Genomic DNA, 18,720 nt, shown 5'->3' on the forward strand with positions numbered 1-18,720 from the left:
GCTGCCGCCGGCCCGCACGTGCTCCTTGGCGGGGCTGGGATCGCCTTACGGGCGATCCCAGCCCCGCCGGCGTTTGAGGTGCGGGGTCTGGGGCGGGGCCCCGCGAAACGGCGAAAGAGCGGGGCGGGGAGAGCCCGCGCAGCGGTCACGGTCAGAGCAAGCCCTGCCGCATGGCCGTGGTCACCGCCGCCGTGCGGTCCGTGACCTCCAGCTTGCCGAAGACGCGCAGCAGGTGCGTCTTGACCGTGGACTCCGCCACGAACAGGCGGCGGCCGATCTCCGCGTTCGTCGCGCCCTCCGCGACCAGGCGCAGCACCGACACCTCGCGCTCCGAGAGACGGGGCCGCTCCGGGCGGGTGCGGAGCCGGTCGACCAGGCGGCCCGCCACCGTCGGGGCGAGGACCGTCTCGCCGCGGACGGCCGCGCGTACGGCCCCGGCCAGTTCGGCCCGGGTCATGTCCTTGAGCAGGTAGCCCGCCGCGCCCGCCTCCACCGCGCGCAGGATGTCCCGGTCGTCCTCGTAGGTGGTGAGGACCACCACCCGAACCGGCAGCCCTGCCGCCGTGATGCGGGCGATCGACTCGACGCCGTCGCCGCCGGGCATCCGCAGGTCCATCAGGATCAGGTCGAGGCCGGCGGCCCCCAGGCTCGCGGCCAGTGCCTCCGCCTGGGGGCCGTTGGAGGCCTCGGCCACCACCTCCAGGTCCGGTTCGGCGCTGAGCATGCCGCGCAGGCCCTCCCGTACCACCGGGTGGTCGTCGGCGAGCAGGATGCGGATCATGTCTGCGGCTCCTCAGTCGAGCGGGAGGGTGACGGTGACGGTGGTGCCCGCGGCCGGCGCGCTGTCGACGGCCGCCGAGCCGCCCGCCTCCGCGACCCGGGCCCGCAGGCCCCGCAGGCCGTAGCCCAGGGGCACGGACGCCGGGTCGAAACCGCGGCCCGTGTCCCGTACCGACACGGTGAGAGTCGAGGCCGTGTAGGCGAGGCCGAGGGTGGCGCGGGCGCCGGGGCCGGCGTGCCGGGCCGCGTTCGACAGGGACTCCTGGCAGGTGCGCAGGGCCACGACCTCCAGCGCCGGGCTCAGCGCGCGGACGTCACCCGTCACCGACACGGCCGCCGGCGGATCGTGCCGGGCCGCGAGGCGGCGTACGGCGTCGGGCAGCGAGCCGCCGTCGAGGTCGGCGGGTGCGCCGCCGGTGACCAGGGCGCGGGCCTCCGCCAGGTTCTGCCGGGCGGTGGCGGCCATCAGCTCCAGGTGGCGGCGGGCCTGCGCCGGATCGGTGTCCAGCTCCGACTGCACGGCCTGGACCAGCATCAGGAGGCTGGTGAAGCCCTGCGCGAGGGTGTCGTGGATCTCCCGGGACATGCGTTCCCTCTCGGTGTGGGCGCCGCGTTCGGCGGAGAGCCTGGCCACCTCCTCCCGGCTGGCGTCGAGTTCGGCGATCAGGGAGGCCCGGTTCTGGCTCTGCTCGATGATGCGGATGATCCAGGCGCCGAAGAAGGCGGAGAAGGCCAAGGTGACGGCCGCGCCGAGGAAGCTCACGAACACGGCGTTTCCGGGCGGCCGCCAGAGCAGTGCCCAGCCGGCCACGGGCAGCAGGGACACCAGCCCCACCGCGGCCACCGCCCGGCGCAGCGGCAGCAGCATGAAGCAGGTCGGGGCGAGGGCGAAGGTGATCATGCGGGCCTCGCCGGCCAGGGCGGCGGCCGGCAGGAACAGCGCCAGGTTCCCCGCCAGGTAGCGCAGCGACCGGCCGGACCGGGCGCCCGGTTCCAGCAGCAGCAGCGGACGTCCGGCCCACACGTACCAGGGGACGAGCAGCGCGAGCAGGGCCACGGCGGCCAGCCGGTGGGCGAGCGGCGGGAAGCCGGCGCCCAGGACGAAGGCCGCGGTGGCGGCCCACACCAGCCCGAAGTAGAAGTCCCACGGCCCGAAGGCGCGGTCCCAGACGTGGGACTCGCGCGCTCCGGGGGACCGGTCGGGGCCGTTCAGCCGTCGCGGCGGTTCTTCCACTTGAAGGTCACCAGACACAGGACCAGACCCCCCAAGACCCAGGCGCCCAGGACCAGGGCGACCTTCCCATACTCCCAGCCGCCGGCCTGTTCGAGAACGGCCGCCGACTCCGGGAGGAACACCCCGCGCAGCCCCTGGCACATCCACTTGAGCGGGAACAGCGCGCCGATGTTCAGCAGCCAGTCCGGGATCTGATGGACCGGGATGAACACACCGGAGACGAACTGCAGGATCAGGAACGGCAGGACCACGACCGAGCTGGCGCTCTTCCCGGACTTGGGCAGGCTGCTGATGGCGATGCCGAGCAGGGCGCAGCCGGCCAGGCCCAGGGTGAAGATCCAGGCGAAGGTCAGCCACTTGGCGGCGGACGTCGGCAGATCGAGGTCGAAGAGGGTGGAGCCGACCAGCAGCAGGATCGCCGTCTCGGCGAGGCCGGTGACCAGCACCAGCCAGACCTTGCCGAGGAAGTACGCCGCCGGCGGCATCGGGGTCCCGCGCAGCCGGCGCAGCACCTTCTCGTCGCGTTCGACGGCGATCGAGATGCCGAGGGACTGGAAGCTGGTGGACATGATGCCGGCGGCGACCATGCCGGCCGCGTACATCTGGGAGGCGGTGACCCCGGTGCCCTCCATGCCGTCGCTGAAGATCGAGGCGAAGAGGGCGAGGAAGACGATGGGGAAGGCGAAGGTGAAGATCACGGCGTCGCGCTGGCGCGCGAACTGCCTGATCTCCAGCAGGCCCCGCCTCATCCCCAGGGACCAGGCGCCGGGCAGGGCCTTGGCGCCGGTGCTCGCGCTCGTACCGGTCACGGTGCTCATCGGGACTCCTCCTGCTGCGTCGTGCCGCGGTCGAGCCGGCCCGTGAGGCGCAGGTACACGTCCTCCAGGGTGGGGCGGGTGATCCTCAGGTCCGGGATCTCGCCGTCGAAGCGGGTCATCAGCTCGGCGACGGTACGGGTGGGCGTCTGGGTGTCGGTGCTGCGCGAGCCGCCGTCGCGGTCGGTCCACCGGACGGTGGCACCGGTCCCGAGGCGGGCGCGCAGCGCGGCCGGTTCGCCCTCGGCGACGACCTTGCCGCGGGCGATGACCGCGAGCCGGTCGGCGAGGGCCTCGGCCTCCTCCAGGTAGTGCGTGGTGAGCACGATGGTGGTGCCCGCGCCGGACAGCAGCCGGATCAGGTCCCAGAACTGCCGCCGGGCGGCCGGGTCGAAGCCGGTGGTCGGCTCGTCCAGGAGCAGCAGCTCCGGGTCGCCGATGACCCCGAGCGCCACGTCGAGACGGCGCCGCTGGCCGCCGGAGAGGCCCTTGATCCGGTGGTCGCGCTTGTGCTCCAGGCCGACCAGGGCGATCACCTCGGCCGGGTCGCGCGGGGCAGGGTAGTAGCGGGCGAAGTGCTCCACCGACTCCCGTACGGTCAGTTCGGCGGGCGCCGACTCGTCCTGCCAGACGATGCCGACGCGCGAGCGCCAGGCCCGGCCGCCCGTGGCGGGGTCCGCGCCGAGGACGCGCACCTCGCCGCCGTCCCGCTCCCGGTGCCCCTGGAGTATCTCCACCGTGGTGCTCTTGCCGGCGCCGTTGGGCCCGAGGAGGCCGAAGACCTCGCCCCGCCGGATGGTCAGGTCCAGTCCGTCCACCGCGGTGACATCGCCGTACTGCTTGCGAAGCCCCCGCACTTCCACCGCGTTCTGTGTCATGTCTTGAATGGTGTGCCGCAGGCGCGTCCACCGGTCCCCCCGTGCGTACCTCCTTATGTCCGTCGAACGGTGGACAGCCGGCCGCGTACGGCACAATGACCGGTGCTTGTTGACCTTGCAGATGTGGAGCGGGCGGGATGACGACACGAGGGACCGGCACGGACACCGCGGAGCCGCGGACGGCGGTCGGCGGCAGCCGGGCGCTCGCCCTGCTGCTGGTGATCACAGGGGCCGCGGGGCTGCTCGCCGCCTGGGTCATCACGATCGACAAGTTCAAGCTGCTGGAGGACCCGAACTTCACGCCGGGCTGCAGCCTCAACCCGATCGTCTCCTGCGGCAACATCATGACCAGCGACCAGGCGGCCGTCTTCGGCTTCCCGAACCCGATGCTGGGGCTGGTCACCTACGGCATCGTCGTCTGCGTCGGCATGAGCCTGCTCGCGCGGGCCCGCTTCCCGCGCTGGTACTGGCTGACCCTGAACGCCGGGATGCTCTTCGGCGTCGGCTTCTGCACCTGGCTGATGTACCAGTCGCTGTACAACATCAACTCGCTGTGCCTGTGGTGCTGCCTCGCGTGGGTCGCCACCATCGTCATGTTCTGGTACGTCACCTCGCACAACGTCCGGAACCGCATGCTGGCGGCCCCCGGCTGGCTGCGCGGCTTCTTCGACGAGTTCACCTGGGTGCTGCCCGTCCTGCACATCGGGATCATCGGCATGCTGATCCTGACCCGCTGGTGGGACTTCTGGACCAGCTGAGGGCTGTAGGCAGTCCTGGCCCGGGCGGCCCTGTCGGTGGGCTCGCATAGGCTTCCGGTGTGGAACCAGACCTCTTCACCGCCGCTGCCGAAGACCGCCAGGCGAAGGACCCCTCCAGTTCTCCGCTCGCCGTCCGGATGCGCCCGCGCACCCTGGACGAGGTCGTCGGCCAGCAGCACCTGCTGAAGCCCGGCTCGCCGCTGCGGCGGCTCGTCGGGGACGGGGAGGGCGGTCCGGCCGGGGCGTCCTCGGTGATCCTGTGGGGTCCGCCGGGCACCGGCAAGACCACGCTCGCCTACGTGGTGAGCCAGGCGACGAAGAAGCGTTTCGTGGAACTGTCCGCGATCACGGCCGGCGTGAAAGAGGTACGGGCCGTCATCGAGGGCGCCAAACGGGCGGCCGGCGGCTACGGCAAGGACACCGTCCTCTTCCTCGACGAGATCCACCGCTTCAGCAAGGCGCAGCAGGACTCCCTGCTGCCGGCCGTGGAGAACCGCTGGGTCACGCTGATCGCCGCGACCACGGAGAACCCGTACTTCTCGATCATCTCCCCGCTGCTCTCGCGGTCCCTGCTGCTGACGCTGGAACCGCTGACGGACGAAGACCTGAGCGCGCTGATGCGCCGGGCGCTGACCGAGGAGCGCGGTCTCGGCGGGGCGGTCTCCCTCCCGGCGGACGCCGAGGCACACCTGCTGCGGATCGCGGGCGGTGACGCGCGGCGGGCCCTGACGGCTCTCGAAGCCGGCGCCGGTTCCGCGATCGCCAAGGGCGAGCCGGAGATCAGCCTCCAGACGGTGGAGGAGGCGGTCGACCGGGCGGCGGTCAAGTACGACCGGGACGGCGACCAGCACTACGACGTGGCGAGCGCGCTGATCAAGTCGATCCGCGGCTCGGACGTGGACGCGGCGCTGCACTATCTGGCGCGGATGATCGAAGCGGGGGAGGACCCGCGGTTCATCGCGCGGCGGCTGATGATCTCGGCGAGCGAGGACATCGGGCTGGCCGACCCGACGGCCCTGCCGCTCGCGGTGGCGGCCGCGCAGGCGGTGGCGATGATCGGCTTCCCCGAGGCGGCGCTGACCCTGTCGCACGCGACGATCGCCCTGGCCCTGGCCCCGAAGTCGAACACCGCGACGACGGCGATCGGCGCCGCGCTGGCGGACGTACGGGCAGGGCTGGCCGGCACGGTGCCGGCGCACCTGAGGGACGGGCACTACAAGGGGGCGGCGAAGCTGGGGCACGCGGTGGGGTACGTCTACCCGCACGACGTGCCCGGCGCGATCGCCGCGCAGCAGTACGCGCCGGACGTGGTGCACGGCAAGAGGTACTACGAGCCGACGCGGTACGGGGCGGAGGCGCGGTACGCGGACGTGGTGGAGAAGGTGCGGGAGCGGCTGCGCGGCGGGTCCTGACCCGCGGCGCAGCCGGCGGGACCTAGGCTCCGTCGCATGGGACGCCCTGCTCCGCTGATCGCCGCCGTGGCCGCGCTGCTGATCGGCGGGTGCCATCACGGTGACGCCGGGACGGCTCACGCCAGCGCCGCGGCGCTGGTCGCGCAGGTGCCGTTCGCCAGTGCCGGGTTCCCGCCCGCCGCGGCCACCGCCAAGACCCGGCTGGCCGGGCTGAAGGTCGAGTGGGGCAAGAACTGGGAGACGTACAAGCGCGAGAACTTCGGCAGGTACTGGTCCGACGAGACCGACGCCGTCGGCGGGCGCAACGGGTGCGACACCCGGGACGACGTGCTCCGCAGGGATCTGCGGGAGCTGCGCGAGGGGGACCGCAACCCCTGCGTCGTCCTCTCCGGAGTGCTGCACGACCCGTACACCGGCAAAGAGCTCCCCTACTCCTACCGGCGCGCCTCGCAGATCCAGACCGACCACGTCGTCGCCCTCGGCGCCGCCTGGCGCGGCGGCGCGTACGCCTGGACCGCGCAGCGCAGGCTGGAGTACGCCAACGACCTCGACGTGCTGCTCGCGGTGGACAAGCAGACCAACTACGACAAGGGCAGTAAGACCGCCGACAAGTGGAAGCCGCCGCAGCGGGGCTACTGGTGCGAGTACGCGCGGCGTTACACCGGCGTCAAGGCGAAGTACGGGCTGTCCGTGACCCGGCCCGAGAAGCAGGCGCTGCAGGAGATGCTCGGCACCTGCGCCTAGGCCCAGGTTCAGGCTCAGGCTCAGGCGAACAGGGTGCGCATCGCCCGGCGCAGCTCGCAGACGTCGCCCACCGGCTCCGGGAAGTCGAATCGGGCGTCGAAAGCCGACCCCGGGTCCGTCCCCGAGCCGCCGCGGGTGAAGCGCACCCGCAGGCCCAGGCGGTCCAGCGCGAGGGGGACTGCCTTCATGTCCGCCGTCTCCCGGGTGCCGAGCAGCGCGCGGAGGTCGGCCATCCGGTCGCCGTGCGCCGTGGCCAGGTGCTGGAGGAGCTCCGTCTCGTGCGCCACCATCGGGTCGGGCTCGGCCGCGGCCAGCAGCTCCGGGTCCACGTGCTCGGCGCCCCACAGGTCGTCCACGGAGATCTCCCCGACCTCCAGCCGCAGCAGCGTCCACGCCGGCCGGCCGGAGTACGGGGCTTCGAGCTCCTCGGACATTCCGAGGAGCTCTCCGACCGGGTGCCGCTCCGCCAGCAGCGCCGCGCAGGCCGCCCGGTCGGCGTCCCCGCGCACCGGGGTGAGCCACCCGGCGAGCCACGCGCGGCCTCGGATACGATGGGCCACGGACACCGGCGCCACATCCGTGATCTCGATCACGGCGGTGAGGTCGTCGTCCTGGGCGTGAGCGGCTGCCCTGGCAGCCGCGGATTCCCCTGATACCAGGAGAATCACGTCCCCGTCCGGGGTGACGGTCCTTGCGGCCGGCATGCCTGTTCCGAACTCTCCCTGGTCACGAGCACCTGGGAGCGTGAGGGATACTGAGGCGTTGGACTCTACGAGGGTTCGTACGCGTTCGGCTCCGGTGAGCTGCCGAACGCCTTCCCTGGGACGCGGCTGACCTTGCCAATCGTCGTCGAAAGCAGATCCTGTTTCGTTTGGATCTGAACTTCGATGCGCACTGGGCAGGGGGATCCCATGTGGTCGAGACATTACGTCCTCCTCGCTAAGGTAAGCCTCACCTAACTTACATGGAGGTAGGTTCCACGTGAACCAGAAGCGACCCAAGGTCAAGAAGTCGCGTGCCCTCGGCATTGCGCTGACCCCGAAGGCCGTCAAGTACTTCGAGGCCCGCCCCTACCCGCCGGGCGAGCACGGCCGTGGCCGCAAGCAGAACTCGGACTACAAGGTTCGTCTGCTGGAGAAGCAGCGTCTGCGCGCTCAGTACGACATCTCTGAGCGTCAGATGGCCCGCGCGTACGACCGCGCCAAGAAGGCCGAAGGCAAGACGGGCGAGGCGCTTGTCGTCGAGCTCGAGCGTCGCCTCGACGCCCTGGTCCTGCGTTCGGGCATCGCCCGCACCATCTACCAGGCCCGCCAGATGGTCGTTCACGGCCACATCGAGGTCAACGGCGACAAGGTCGACAAGCCGTCGTTCCGTGTCCGCCCGGACGACGTCATCACGGTGCGCGAGCGCAGCCGCGAGAAGGTTCCGTTCCAGGTTGCCCGTGAGGGTGGCTACGCAGGCGAGGGCGAGACCCCGCGTTACCTGCAGGTCAACCTGAAGGCCCTGGCCTTCCGCCTGGACCGCGACCCGAACCGCAAGGAAATCCCGGTCATCTGCGACGAGCAGCTCGTCGTCGAGTACTACGCCCGCTGATCCAGTACCAGCGGACGTAGCCCTCACAGGCTGGTCAGCCCGCCGGTTCCCCCTTGGGGGAGCCGGCGGGTTTCCTGCTTTTCGCCCCCGGGTGGCCCATCGGCCGGTCGGCGGTGGCGCGGGGCCTCGGCAGCGGCCCCGCCGGCGCGGGCGCCGGCTCCGGCCCCCGCAGGGCCCGCTCCACCAGCGCGTCCACCCCCAGGGTGCGCCCGTGCCGGGCGCAGGACGCGTACCGCTCGGCGCCCAGCAGCTCGCCCGCCCGCTCCTGGCACATCAGCCGCGGGGCGTTGAAGTACCCCGAGCCGAACAGCCGCATCCCCACCCCGTCCCACATCGGCTCCGCCGCCCCCTGGAGCACCGCGGCCTCCGCCGGATGCCCCTCGGCCACCGTCACCAGCGCCAGCAGCTCCACCGCCAGCACCAGTCCGACCAGGTCGCGGAACACGTGGTTGACGGCCACGCACTCGGACAGCAGCCGCCGCGCCTCGGCCGTGCCACCCGCGTCCAGGGCCGCGTACGCCAGCACGTACAAGGCGTACGCCTTCGTCCAGCGCTCCCCGCGCTCCTCGCAGATGTCCCGGACTTCCTCGCACAGCGAGAGCGCGCCCGGCAGCTCGCCCTGGAAGGCCAGCGCCATCGCCAGCTCGACCTGGCACATCAGGACGTTGCTGTTCAGCTCCCCGGCTTCGCGGTAGCGCTCCAGCGCCGAGCCCAGCAGCTCCCGGGCCCGCGCCATGTCGTCCGAGATCAGGGCCAGGCAGCCCATCCGGTGCACCGCGTACGCCCCCGCCACCTGGTTCCCGCTCAGCGCGGCCCCGTCCCGGCACTCGTACAGCGCGCTCATCGAGGCCACCGAGTCGCCCTGCAGGGCGGCCACGTACCCGAGCACCCACAGCGCCTTCAGCCGCGAGCTCTCGTACCCCGACGGCTGGGCGGGCCCGGCGGGGCCGCCCTCCAGGGTGCGGTCCAGCCAGTGCCGGCCCTCGGTGAGCCGGCCGCAGCCCGCCCAGTAGAACCAGAGCGTGCCCGCCAGGTACTGGCCGAGGTGGATCTCGTCCGGCTCGTCGAGGCAGCACTCCAGGGCGAGCCGAAGATTGGGCAGCTCCGCCTCCACCAGCGCGGCCACCTCCTGCTGGCGCGGGCTGAACCAGTCCAGCTCGCACCAGGTCGCCAGGCCCATGTACCAGTCCCGGTGCCTGCGCCGCAGCCGCCCGGCGTCACCCAGCGACTCCAGCCAGCCCGCCCCGTAGATCCGTACGGTCTCCAGCATCCGGTAGCGGGCCCCGGCGGCCGTCTCCTCCCGGACCAGCAGGGACTGCCCCAATAGCTCCCCGACCAGGTCCAGCACCGACTCCACCGGCAGGTCCGGGCCCGCGCACACGTACTCGGCGGCGTCCAGGTCGAACTGCCCGGCGAAGACCGAGAGCCGCGCCCACAGCAGCCGCTCCCCGGCGGTGCACAGCTCGTGGCTCCAGCCGATCGCCGTACGCAGCGCCCGGTGGCGGGGCAGCGCCCCGCGCGAGCCGCCCGTCAGCAGGGCGAAGCGGTCCTCCAGCCGGGCCAGCACCTGCGCCGGGGTCAGCGTGCGCAGCCGGCCCGCCGCCAGCTCCAGCGCCAGGGGCAGCCCGTCGAGCCGGGCGCACAGCTCGGCCAGCACCGCCCGGTTGGCCTCCGTCAGGGTGAAGGCCGGGTCGGCGGCCGCCGCCCGGTCGATCAGCAGGGCCAGGGCCTCCTCGGGGTCCAGCGGGGCCAGCGGCCAGGACAGCTCGCCGTCGAGGGTCAGCGGGCGCCGGCCGGCGGCGAGCACCCGCAGGCCGGGGGAGCCGCGCAGGAGGTCCCGTACCAGGGTGGCGGTCTCGTCGACCAGCTGCTCGAAACCGTCCAGGACCAGCAGCAGCCGGCGTTCGGCCAGGTGTTCGGCGAGTACCGTCCGGGGCGGCCGGGTGGTGTGGTCGGTCAGCCCGAGCGCCTCGGCGATGGTCAGTTCCAGCAGCGCCGGATCCCGTACGCAGGCCAGCTCGGCCAGCCACACGCCGTCGCAGTAGCGTTCCTGCGACGGGCTCGCGGTCGCGGCGGGGTCCGCCGCCACCGCCGCGGCCCTGGCCGCCGCAAGGACCAGCCGGGACTTGCCGACACCGCCCGCGCCGGTCACCGTGACCAGCCGCGAGGACTCCAGCAGTCGCTCCAGCTCGGCCAGCTCCACACCCCGCCCGACGAAGCCGCTCAGGTCCGAGGGAAGATTGCCCGGAGTCCTTCGGGGAATGGGTCTCTGTCGCATGGGACACGGAGGGTACTGGTCCGGATGCTCTGCGTACAAGGCGGGGTGGTGTCGGGCCGCACGGACGGGGCGCCGCCCCCGAATTCCGGTACTGCGCCGGATCTCCGGCGCGATAGGGTCGGAGGACGACTTTTTCGCTTGGTGATCGACGTTTAGAGAGCGGTGTGACGTGTCCGGTGGAGAGGTGGCCGGGATCCTCGTGGCCGTCTTCTGGGCCATCCTGGTCTCCTTCCTGGCCGTGGTGCTGGTGAGGCTGGCCCAGGTGCTCAAGGCGACCACCAAGCTGGTGGCCGACGTGACCGACCAGGCCGTCCCGCTGCTCGCGGACGCCTCCACCACCGTCCGCTCCGCCCGCACCCAGCTGGACCGGGTCGACGCCATCGCGAGCGACGTCCAGGAAGTCACCTCCAACGCCTCCGCGCTGTCCTCCACCGTCGCGTCCACCTTCGGCGGGCCGCTCGTCAAGGTCGCGGCCTTCGGCTACGGCGTCCGCAAGGCGCTGGGCAAGGGCGGCGCCGACGCGCAGGACATGCCGCGCAAGACGTCCCGACGCACCGTGATCGTCGGCCGTACGGTGCCGGCGGCACGGCGCCGGAAGCAGAAGGGCTGAGACCGCCGATGTTCCGCCGAGCCTTCTGGTTCACCGCAGGCGCAGCCGCCGGCGTGTGGGCCACCACCAAGGTCAACCGCCAGCTCAAGAAGCTGACCCCCGAGAGCCTCGCCGCCCAGGCCGCCGACAAGGCGCTCGAGGCCGGCCACCGCCTCAAGGACTTCGCCCTCGACGTCAAGGCGGGGATGTCCCAGCGCGAGGACGAGCTGAACGACGCACTGGGACTCCACCAGGACCCCGACCTGCCCGGCAACGTCACCGCCCTTCCCGGGCCGCGGCGGCGCAGGGCCATCGAGCACGACAAGAACACTTACCGACCGAAGTTTTCGCACAACCGGAATGAGGACCACTGATGGAGTCGGCTGAAATCCGCCGCCGCTGGCTGAGCTTCTTCGAGGAGCGCGGTCACACCGTTGTCCCTTCGGCGTCGCTCATCGCGGACGACCCGACTCTGCTGCTGGTGCCCGCCGGCATGGTGCCGTTCAAGCCGTACTTCCTCGGCGAGGTCAAGCCGCCGGCGCCCACGCTCACCAGCGTGCAGAAGTGCGTCCGTACGCCGGACATCGAAGAGGTCGGCAAGACCACCCGCCACGGCACGTTCTTCCAGATGTGCGGCAACTTCTCCTTCGGCGACTACTTCAAGGAAGGCGCCATCCAGTACGCCTGGGAGCTGCTCACCAGCTCCGTGGCGGACGGCGGCTACGGCCTGGAGCCGGAGAAGCTCTGGATCACGGTCTACCTCGACGACGACGAGGCCGAGGCCATCTGGCGCGACAAGATCGGCGTGCCGGCCGAGCGCATCCAGCGCCTGGGCAAGAAGGACAACTTCTGGTCCATGGGCGTCCCGGGTCCCTGCGGCCCCTGCTCGGAGATCAACTACGACCGCGGCCCCGAGTTCGGCGTCGAGGGCGGCCCGGCCGTCAACGACGAGCGCTACGTGGAGATCTGGAACCTGGTCTTCATGCAGTACGAGCGCGGCGCCGGCGACGGCAAGGAAGACTTCCCGATCCTCGGCGACCTGCCGTCGAAGAACATCGACACGGGTCTCGGCCTCGAACGCCTCGCGATGATCCTGCAGGGCGTGCAGAACATGTACGAGACCGACACCCTGCGCGTGGTCATGGACAAGGCCACCGAGCTGACGGGCGTGCAGTACGGCGCCGCCCAGGGCACCGACGTCTCGCTGCGCGTGGTCGCCGACCACATCCGTACCTCCGCCATGCTCATCGGCGACGGCGTCACCCCCGGCAACGAGGGCCGCGGCTACGTGCTGCGCCGCATCATGCGCCGCGCCATCCGCAACATGCGCCTCATGGGCGCCACGGGCCCGGTCATCCAGGAGCTCGTCGACGTCGTGATCGACACGATGGGGCAGCAGTACCCGGAGCTCGTGACCGACCGCAAGCGCATCGAGACCGTCGCGCTCGCCGAAGAGGCCGCCTTCGTGAAGGCCCTGCGCGGCGGCACGAACATCCTCGACACCGCCATCACCGAGACCAAGGCCACCGGTGGCACGGTCCTGGCCGGCGACAAGGCGTTCCTGCTCCACGACACCTGGGGCTTCCCGATCGACCTGACCCTGGAGATGGCCGCCGAACAGGGCCTCGCCGTGGACCAGGACGGCTTCCGCCGCCTGATGCAGGAGCAGCGCGACAAGGCCAAGGCCGACGCCAAGGCCAAGAAGACCGGCCACGCGGACATGTCCGCCTACCGGGAGATCGCCGACGGCTCCGGCGCCACCGAGTTCACCGGCTACGCCACCAACCAGGGCGAGTCCACCATCGTCGGCCTCCTGGTCAACGGCGTCTCCGCGCCCGCCGCCTCCGAGGGCGACGAGGTCGAGGTCGTCCTGGACCGCACCCCCTTCTACGCCGAGGGCGGCGGCCAGCTCGCCGACCAGGGCCGCATCAAGCTCGACTCCGGCGCCGTCATCGTCATCCGTGACGTGCAGCAGCCGGTCCCGGGCGTCTCCGTGCACAAGGGTTCGGTCCAGGTCGGCGAGGTGACGGTGGGCGCCTCCGCGTACGCCGCCATCGACGTGAGCCGCCGCCGGGCCATCGCCCGCGCCCACTCGGCCACGCACCTGACCCACCAGGCGCTGCGCGACGCCCTGGGCCCGACCGCCGCCCAGGCCGGTTCCGAGAACTCGCCCGGCCGCTTCCGCTTCGACTTCGGCTCGCCGAACGCCGTTCCCGGCTCGGTCCTCACCGACGTCGAGCAGAAGATCAACGACGTGCTCTCCCGCGAGCTCGACGTCACCGCCGAGATCATGAGCATCGACGAGGCGAAGAAGCAGGGAGCCATCGCCGAGTTCGGCGAGAAGTACGGCGAGCGCGTGCGCGTCGTGACCATCGGCGACTTCTCCAAGGAGCTGTGCGGCGGCACCCACGTCGGCAACACCAGCCAGCTCGGCCTGGTGAAGCTGCTCGGCGAGTCCTCCATCGGCTCCGGCGTGCGTCGCGTCGAGGCTCTCGTCGGCGTGGACGCGTACAACTTCCTCGCCAAGGAGCACACGGTCGTCGCCCAGCTCCAGGAGCTGGTCAAGGGCCGTCCGGAGGAGCTGCCGGAGAAGATCGCCTCCATGCTCGGCAAGCTGAAGGACGCCGAGAAGGAGATCGAGAAGTTCCGCGCGGAGAAGGTCCTCCAGGCCGCCGCCGGTCTCGCCGCCAACGCCCAGAACATCCACGGCGTCGCCCTCGTCGTCGGCCAGGTGCCGGACGGCACCGGCGCCGACGACCTGCGCAAGTTGGTCCTCGACGTCCGCGGCCGCATCCAGGGCGACCGCCCGGCCGTCGTGGCCCTGTTCACCACGGCGAACGACCGCCCGCTGACCGTCATCGCCACCAACGAGGCGGCCCGCGAGCGCGGCCTCAAGGCCGGCGACCTGGTCCGTACGGCCGCCAAGACCCTCGGCGGCGGCGGTGGCGGCAAGCCGGACGTCGCCCAGGGCGGCGGCCAGAACCCGGCCGCCATCCCCGAGGCCATCAGCGCCGTCGAGCGCCTCGTCGTAGAGACGGCCTGACGATGACACTGCGCCGCGGCCGCCGGCTCGCCATCGATGTCGGGGACGCCCGGATCGGGGTCGCCTCGTGCGACCCCGATGGGGTGTTGGCCACACCGGTGGAAACCGTCCCGGGCCGGGACATCCCCTTCGCCCACCGGCGGCTTCGGCAACTCGTCGAGGAGTACGACCCCATCGAGGTGGTGGTCGGTCTGCCCCGCTCGCTCAGCGGGCGGGAGGGGCCGGCCGCGGCCAAGTGCCGCGCCTTCGCCACGGAACTCGCCAAGGGCATCAAGCCCGTGACGGTCCGTCTGGTGGACGAGCGGATGACGACCGTCACCGCCGCCCAGGGGCTGCGGGCCTCGGGACGCAACGCGAAGAAGGGCCGGTCGGTCATCGACCAGGCGGCCGCCGTGGTGATCCTGCAGAACGCTTTGGAGACCGAACGGGTATCAGGTAATCCGCCCGGTGAGTGCGTCGAAGTGGTTGTCTGATCGCGATACGGTAACGTTCCGCGCGAAGTGGCGGCATTCGAACAGCCGTCGCCCACCAAGAGGCGGAACCGGGTGTCGCGGCGGACGGAGCCGCGGCCAACGCCCTGCGGCGCGCTAGGGGATCGATGACTGAGTATCGCCGGGGCCCTGGCTCCGAACCGTGGCACCCCGAGGATCCCCAGTACGGGGATCAGGGGTGGACCGGGCACGAGGCCCAGCAGGGTCGGATGCCTTACGTCGATGGTCAGCAGCAGTATCCGCAGGAGCCGCAGTACCAGGAGCAGCAGCAGTACCCGCAGTACCAGGAGCAGCCGCAGTACCAGCAGCACCCGCAGTACCAGGGCCAGCCGCAGTACCAGCAGGAGCCGCAGTACCAGCAGCAGGTCCAGTACCAGCAGCAGACGCACCAGCAGCAGGCCTACCAGCAGCACCAGGAGACGTACGGGGGCCAGGGCTGGGACACCGGCCAGGTCCCGGTCGGCCCGGACCAGAACCGCGGTTTCGAGCCGAACGCCGGTTTCGACCCCCAGTACGCGAACGCCGCGCCGTCCGCCGACCCGTACGCGGGGGCGGATCCGTATGCCCAGCAGCAGGCGAGCGGCTACCCCGGCGAGGCCCCCGACCTCTACGGCACCCCCGAGGCCTTCCCGCCGCCGCGCCCCCCGGGCCGGCGGCACCTGGAACCGGAGGAGCGGTGGCAGGAGGAGGAGGTCAAGGCCGACGAGGCCGAGGACTCCTTCCTCGGTGGCGGCGACGACGGTGACGACGACGAGCCCGGCGGCCGCCGCGGCCGTTCCGGCGGCAAGCCGAAGAAGCGCAGCGGCATGGCCTGCCTCATCGCGGCCGTGGTCATCGTCGGTGTGCTCGGTGGTGGCGGGTACTACGGCTACAGCTACATCAAGGACAAGTTCGCCTCGGCCGAGGACTTCGCGGGCTCCGGCATCGACGAGACCGTCGACGTGGAGATCCCCAAGGGCGCGGGCCTGGGCCAGATGGGCCGGATCCTCAAGCAGGCGGGCGTGGTCGCGAGCGCCCAGGCGTTCGTGGACGCGGCGAACGCCAACCCCAAGGGCAAGGCGATCCAGCCCGGCGTCTATCCGCTCAAGAAGAAGATGTCGGCCGCCTCGGCGGTCGAGGTCATGACCGACCCCTCCAAGCTGCACGTGCTCACCATCTCCGAGGGCATGCGCAACACCACGGTCTACGACGCGATCGACCGGAAGCTCGAAAAACCGGCGGGCACCACCAAGGACATCGCCTTCCGCGAGGCCAAGAACCTCGGCCTGCCGGCGTGGGCGAACAACGACCCGAAGCTCATGGACCCGCTCGAGGGCTTCCTGTACCCGATGCGCTACGACCTGACCAAGGACAGCACGCCGGAGTCCCTGCTCAAGCAGATGGTCAAGAACGCGACCGACAAGTACGGGGAGCTCGGGGTCGAGGGCAAGGCCAAGGAGCTGGGCCTGGAGAACCCGATCCAGGTGATCACGGTCGCCAGCCTCGTCAACGCCGAGGGCAAGAACCACGACGACTTCCGGAAGATGTCGGAGGTGGTCTACAACCGCCTCAAGAAGACCAACGACGTCACGAACCGGAAGATCCAGTTCGACTCGACGTACAACTACGTCAAGGGCACGAGCGAGATCAACTTCAACCTCACGGAGGCCAAGGCCTTCGTCCACCCCTACAACACGCACAACGTGGCGGGACTGCCCCCGGGCCCGATCGGGAACCCCGGCCTGGACGCGCTGACCGCTACGCTCAGCCCGGACCACGGCGGCTGGATGTTCTTCGTGTCGGTCGACGGCGACAAGACGACCTTCACCAAGACGTACGACGAGCACCTGAAGCTCGTCGACGAGTTCCAGGCACGGCAGAAGCAGAAGACAGAGAACGGCGGGTAGCGGAACATGGCACGGATACGGGCCGCGGTGCTGGGTTCGCCCATCGAGCACTCCCTTTCGCCGGTGCTGCACCGCGCCGCGTACCAGGAGCTCGGCCTCGCCGACTGGTCGTACGACCGCTTCGAGATCGACGAGGCCGCGCTCCCCGGGTTCATGGCACAGCTCGGCCCCGAGTGGGCCGGGCTGTCGCTGACCATGCCGCTCAAGCGGGCGATCATCCCGCTGCTCGACGGCATCAGCGACACGGCCGCCTCCGTCGAGGCGGTCAACACGGTCGTCTTCACCGAGGACGGCCGCCGCGTCGGCGACAACACCGACATCCCCGGCCTGCTCTCCGCCCTAGGCGAGCAGGGCGTGACCAAGGTGGAGTCCGCCGCGATCCTCGGCGCCGGCGCCACCGCCTCCTCGGCGCTCGCCGCGCTCGCGCGGATCTGCTCCGGTGAGGTGACCGCGTACGTACGCTCGGCGGCCCGCGCCGCCGAGATGCGCGAGTGGGGCGAGCGGCTCGGCGTGGACGTCCGCACGGCCGACTGGTCACGGGCCGCCGAGGCGCTGGCCGCCCCGCTGGTCATCGCGACCACCCCGGCCGGTGCCACCGACGAGCTGGCCGGCTCCGTGCCCGCCGGGCCGGGCACGCTCTTCGACGTCCTCTACGACCCGTGGCCCACCGCGCTCGCCGCGGCCTGGTCGGGCCGCGGCGGCAAGCTGCTCGGCGGCCTGGACCTGCTGGTCCACCAGGCGGTCCTGCAGGTCGAGCAGATGACCGGCCGCCCCGCCGCGCCCCTGGCGGCCATGCGGGCCGCCGGCGAAGCGGCCCTGCTCGCCCGGCACTGAGCGGCCGCCCGGGCCTCCGCTAGATTCACTTCCCGCCTTACGGGCGGGTGCGCCGCCGTCCGACAGCTGGACCGGAGGGCGGTGCACCGGCCCGGACATGGGAGGATCGGGTGAAGGCGGGTCCGGGCCGCGCACCCGATCGCGCCGTCGCTGAATCAGGCGCGAGCATGAGGAGCATCGTTGAGCAGGTTGCGTTGGCTGACCGCCGGGGAATCGCACGGCCCGGCGCTGGTAGCGACGCTGGAGGGGCTTCCCGCCGGCGTTCCGGTCACCACGGAGCTGGTGGCCGACCACCTGGCCCGCCGCCGGCTCGGTTACGGCCGCGGTGCCCGGATGAAGTTCGAACAGGACGAGGTGACCTTCCTCGGCGGTGTCCGCCACGGTCTCTCCCTCGGCTCCCCGGTCGCCGTGATGATCGGAAACACCGAGTGGCCGAAGTGGGAGAAGGTCATGTCGGCCGACCCCGTGGACCCCTCGGAGCTCAAGGAGACCGGCCGCAACGCGCCGCTCACCCGGCCCCGTCCCGGCCACGCCGACCTCGCCGGCATGCAGAAGTACGGCTTCGACGAGGCCCGGCCGATCCTGGAGCGCGCCAGCGCCCGTGAGACCGCCGCCCGCGTGGCCCTCGGCGCCATCGCCCGCTCCTTCATCAAGGAGGTCGCGGGCATCGAGATCGTCTCCCACGTCGTGGAGCTGGCGGCCGCCAAGGCCCCGTACGGCGTCTACCCGACCCCCGCCGACGTCGAGAAGCTCGACGCCGACCCGGTGCGCTGCCTCGACGCCGACGCGTCGAAGGCGATGGTCGCGGAGATCGACCAGGCCCACAAGGACGGCGACACCCTCGGCGGCGTCGTCGAGGTCCTCGCCTACGGGGTTCCCGTCGGCCTCGGCTCGCACGTGCACTGGGACCGCCGCCTCGACGCGCGCCTCGCGGCCGCGCTCATGGGCATCCAGGCCATCAAGGGCGTGGAGGTCGGCGACGGCTTCGACCTGGCCCGCGTACCCGGCTCGCAGGCGCACGACGAGATCGTCTCCACCCCCGAGGGCATCAAGCGCACCTCCGGCCGCTCCGGCGGCACCGAGGGCGGTCTGACGACCGGTGAGCTGCTGCGCGTACGGGCCGCGATGAAGCCGATCGCGACCGTGCCGAAGGCCCTCGCGACCGTGGACGTGGCCACCGGAGAGGCGACGGTTGCCCACCACCAGCGCTCCGACGTCTGTGCCGTGCCCGCCGCGGGCATCGTCGCCGAGGCCATGGTCGCCCTGGTGCTGGCCGACGCCGTCGTGGAGAAGTTCGGCGGCGACTCCGTCCCGGAGACCCGCCGCAACGTCCGGTCGTACCTCGACAACCTGCAGATCCGGTGACCCCCGCCCCCGAAACCGGC

17 protein-coding genes are annotated in these 18,720 nt (G+C 71.6%); 11 read left to right on the top strand and 6 right to left on the bottom strand.

All coding sequences use genetic code 11. The annotated features are described in order from the left end of the window. Positions 1 to 151 precede the first annotated feature (151 nt). Genes J7F03_RS09435 through J7F03_RS09450 form a run of 4 tightly spaced genes read right to left on the bottom strand, consistent with a single transcriptional unit; the run spans position 152 to position 3,707 of the window. Complete coding sequence (locus J7F03_RS09435; RefSeq protein ID WP_214948195.1) at positions 152 to 781, bottom strand: response regulator transcription factor; 630 nt, start codon at positions 779 to 781, stop codon at positions 152 to 154. A 12-nt stretch (positions 782 to 793) separates the two neighbouring features. After that, a complete protein-coding gene (locus J7F03_RS09440; RefSeq protein ID WP_308379265.1) occupies positions 794 to 2,014 on the bottom strand; it encodes a sensor histidine kinase in 1,221 nt (406 codons plus the stop codon). Next, positions 1,990 to 2,832: an ABC transporter permease gene (locus J7F03_RS09445; protein WP_214948196.1), complete on the bottom strand. Its 843-nt coding sequence runs from the start codon at positions 2,830 to 2,832 to the stop codon at positions 1,990 to 1,992. The genes J7F03_RS09440 and J7F03_RS09445 overlap by 25 nt, the downstream gene beginning before the upstream one ends. Then, positions 2,829 to 3,707: an ABC transporter ATP-binding protein gene (locus tag J7F03_RS09450; protein ID WP_214948197.1), complete on the bottom strand. Its 879-nt coding sequence runs from the start codon at positions 3,705 to 3,707 to the stop codon at positions 2,829 to 2,831. The genes J7F03_RS09445 and J7F03_RS09450 overlap by 4 nt, the downstream gene beginning before the upstream one ends. A gap of 137 nt (positions 3,708 to 3,844) precedes the next feature. On the opposite strand from J7F03_RS09450, the gene J7F03_RS09455 reads away from it, so the two are divergent. Genes J7F03_RS09455 through J7F03_RS09465 form a run of 3 tightly spaced genes read left to right on the top strand, consistent with a single transcriptional unit; the run spans position 3,845 to position 6,621 of the window. Then, positions 3,845 to 4,465: a vitamin K epoxide reductase family protein gene (locus tag J7F03_RS09455; protein ID WP_214948198.1), complete on the top strand. Its 621-nt coding sequence runs from the start codon at positions 3,845 to 3,847 to the stop codon at positions 4,463 to 4,465. A gap of 59 nt (positions 4,466 to 4,524) precedes the next feature. Beyond that, positions 4,525 to 5,877: a replication-associated recombination protein A gene (locus J7F03_RS09460; RefSeq protein ID WP_214948199.1), complete on the top strand. Its 1,353-nt coding sequence runs from the start codon at positions 4,525 to 4,527 to the stop codon at positions 5,875 to 5,877. A 36-nt stretch (positions 5,878 to 5,913) separates the two neighbouring features. Beyond that, a complete protein-coding gene (locus tag J7F03_RS09465) occupies positions 5,914 to 6,621 on the top strand; it encodes an HNH endonuclease family protein (RefSeq protein ID WP_214948200.1) in 708 nt (235 codons plus the stop codon). Positions 6,622 to 6,641: 20 nt separating this feature from the next. Here J7F03_RS09465 and J7F03_RS09470 read toward each other — a convergent pair whose 3' ends face one another. Continuing rightward, the gene (locus J7F03_RS09470; RefSeq protein WP_374104291.1) at positions 6,642 to 7,547 is read right to left on the bottom strand and encodes a DUF2470 domain-containing protein; all 906 of its coding nucleotides are present in this window, start codon (positions 7,545 to 7,547) and stop codon (positions 6,642 to 6,644) included. Positions 7,548 to 7,602: 55 nt separating this feature from the next. On the opposite strand from J7F03_RS09470, the gene rpsD reads away from it, so the two are divergent. Continuing rightward, complete coding sequence (gene rpsD / locus J7F03_RS09475; RefSeq protein WP_008740451.1) at positions 7,603 to 8,214, top strand: 30S ribosomal protein S4; 612 nt, start codon at positions 7,603 to 7,605, stop codon at positions 8,212 to 8,214. Between the two features lie 34 nt (positions 8,215 to 8,248). On the opposite strand, the gene J7F03_RS09480 is transcribed toward rpsD, so the two are convergent. Continuing rightward, positions 8,249 to 10,492, bottom strand: coding sequence for an AAA family ATPase (locus J7F03_RS09480; protein ID WP_214948202.1), 2,244 nt, complete (start codon positions 10,490 to 10,492; stop codon positions 8,249 to 8,251). A 169-nt stretch (positions 10,493 to 10,661) separates the two neighbouring features. On the opposite strand from J7F03_RS09480, the gene J7F03_RS09485 reads away from it, so the two are divergent. The 7 genes from J7F03_RS09485 (at position 10,662) to aroC (ending at position 18,700) form a co-directional block, all read left to right on the top strand. Then, positions 10,662 to 11,102, top strand: a complete 441-nt coding sequence (locus J7F03_RS09485; protein WP_214948203.1) for a DUF948 domain-containing protein — start codon at positions 10,662 to 10,664, stop codon at positions 11,100 to 11,102. 8 nt (positions 11,103 to 11,110) lie between these two features. Next, complete coding sequence (locus J7F03_RS09490) at positions 11,111 to 11,455, top strand: DUF6167 family protein (protein ID WP_214948204.1); 345 nt, start codon at positions 11,111 to 11,113, stop codon at positions 11,453 to 11,455. Next, on the top strand, positions 11,455 to 14,124 hold the full coding sequence (gene alaS / locus J7F03_RS09495) for an alanine--tRNA ligase (protein WP_214948205.1): 2,670 nt from the start codon (positions 11,455 to 11,457) through the stop codon (positions 14,122 to 14,124). Before J7F03_RS09490 ends, alaS begins: the two co-directional genes overlap by 1 nt. A gap of 2 nt (positions 14,125 to 14,126) precedes the next feature. Next, positions 14,127 to 14,597, top strand: a complete 471-nt coding sequence (gene ruvX / locus J7F03_RS09500) for a Holliday junction resolvase RuvX (protein WP_214948206.1) — start codon at positions 14,127 to 14,129, stop codon at positions 14,595 to 14,597. A 227-nt stretch (positions 14,598 to 14,824) separates the two neighbouring features. Further along, the gene (gene mltG / locus J7F03_RS09505; RefSeq protein ID WP_374104293.1) at positions 14,825 to 16,501 is read left to right on the top strand and encodes an endolytic transglycosylase MltG; all 1,677 of its coding nucleotides are present in this window, start codon (positions 14,825 to 14,827) and stop codon (positions 16,499 to 16,501) included. Between the two features lie 6 nt (positions 16,502 to 16,507). Further along, positions 16,508 to 17,335, top strand: a complete 828-nt coding sequence (locus tag J7F03_RS09510) for a shikimate dehydrogenase (RefSeq protein WP_214948208.1) — start codon at positions 16,508 to 16,510, stop codon at positions 17,333 to 17,335. Positions 17,336 to 17,515: 180 nt separating this feature from the next. Further along, complete coding sequence (gene aroC / locus J7F03_RS09515; protein WP_214948209.1) at positions 17,516 to 18,700, top strand: chorismate synthase; 1,185 nt, start codon at positions 17,516 to 17,518, stop codon at positions 18,698 to 18,700. Positions 18,701 to 18,720 lie beyond the last annotated feature (20 nt).

The sequence above is a fragment of the Streptomyces sp. ISL-43 genome (genome assembly GCF_018614195.1).
In the GTDB taxonomy this organism is placed as follows: domain Bacteria; phylum Actinomycetota; class Actinomycetes; order Streptomycetales; family Streptomycetaceae; genus Streptomyces.

Excerpts from the sequence above, each read along its gene's own strand:
- alaS (WP_214948205.1), top strand. The coding sequence starts at position 11,455 with ATGGAGTCGGCTGAAATCCGCCGCCGCTGGCTGAGCTTCTTCGAGGAG.
- J7F03_RS09465 (WP_214948200.1), top strand. The coding sequence starts at position 5,914 with ATGGGACGCCCTGCTCCGCTGATCGCCGCCGTGGCCGCGCTGCTGATC.
- ruvX (WP_214948206.1), top strand. The coding sequence starts at position 14,127 with ATGACACTGCGCCGCGGCCGCCGGCTCGCCATCGATGTCGGGGACGCC.
- J7F03_RS09510 (WP_214948208.1), top strand. The coding sequence starts at position 16,508 with ATGGCACGGATACGGGCCGCGGTGCTGGGTTCGCCCATCGAGCACTCC.
- J7F03_RS09490 (WP_214948204.1), top strand. The coding sequence starts at position 11,111 with ATGTTCCGCCGAGCCTTCTGGTTCACCGCAGGCGCAGCCGCCGGCGTG.
- J7F03_RS09480 (WP_214948202.1), bottom strand. The coding sequence starts at position 10,492 with ATGCGACAGAGACCCATTCCCCGAAGGACTCCGGGCAATCTTCCCTCG.
- J7F03_RS09435 (WP_214948195.1), bottom strand. The coding sequence starts at position 781 with ATGATCCGCATCCTGCTCGCCGACGACCACCCGGTGGTACGGGAGGGC.
- J7F03_RS09470 (WP_374104291.1), bottom strand. The coding sequence starts at position 7,547 with ATGTCTCGACCACATGGGATCCCCCTGCCCAGTGCGCATCGAAGTTCA.
- J7F03_RS09455 (WP_214948198.1), top strand. The coding sequence starts at position 3,845 with ATGACGACACGAGGGACCGGCACGGACACCGCGGAGCCGCGGACGGCG.
- J7F03_RS09445 (WP_214948196.1), bottom strand. The coding sequence starts at position 2,832 with ATGAGCACCGTGACCGGTACGAGCGCGAGCACCGGCGCCAAGGCCCTG.
- J7F03_RS09450 (WP_214948197.1), bottom strand. The coding sequence starts at position 3,707 with ATGACACAGAACGCGGTGGAAGTGCGGGGGCTTCGCAAGCAGTACGGC.
- mltG (WP_374104293.1), top strand. The coding sequence starts at position 14,825 with ATGCCTTACGTCGATGGTCAGCAGCAGTATCCGCAGGAGCCGCAGTAC.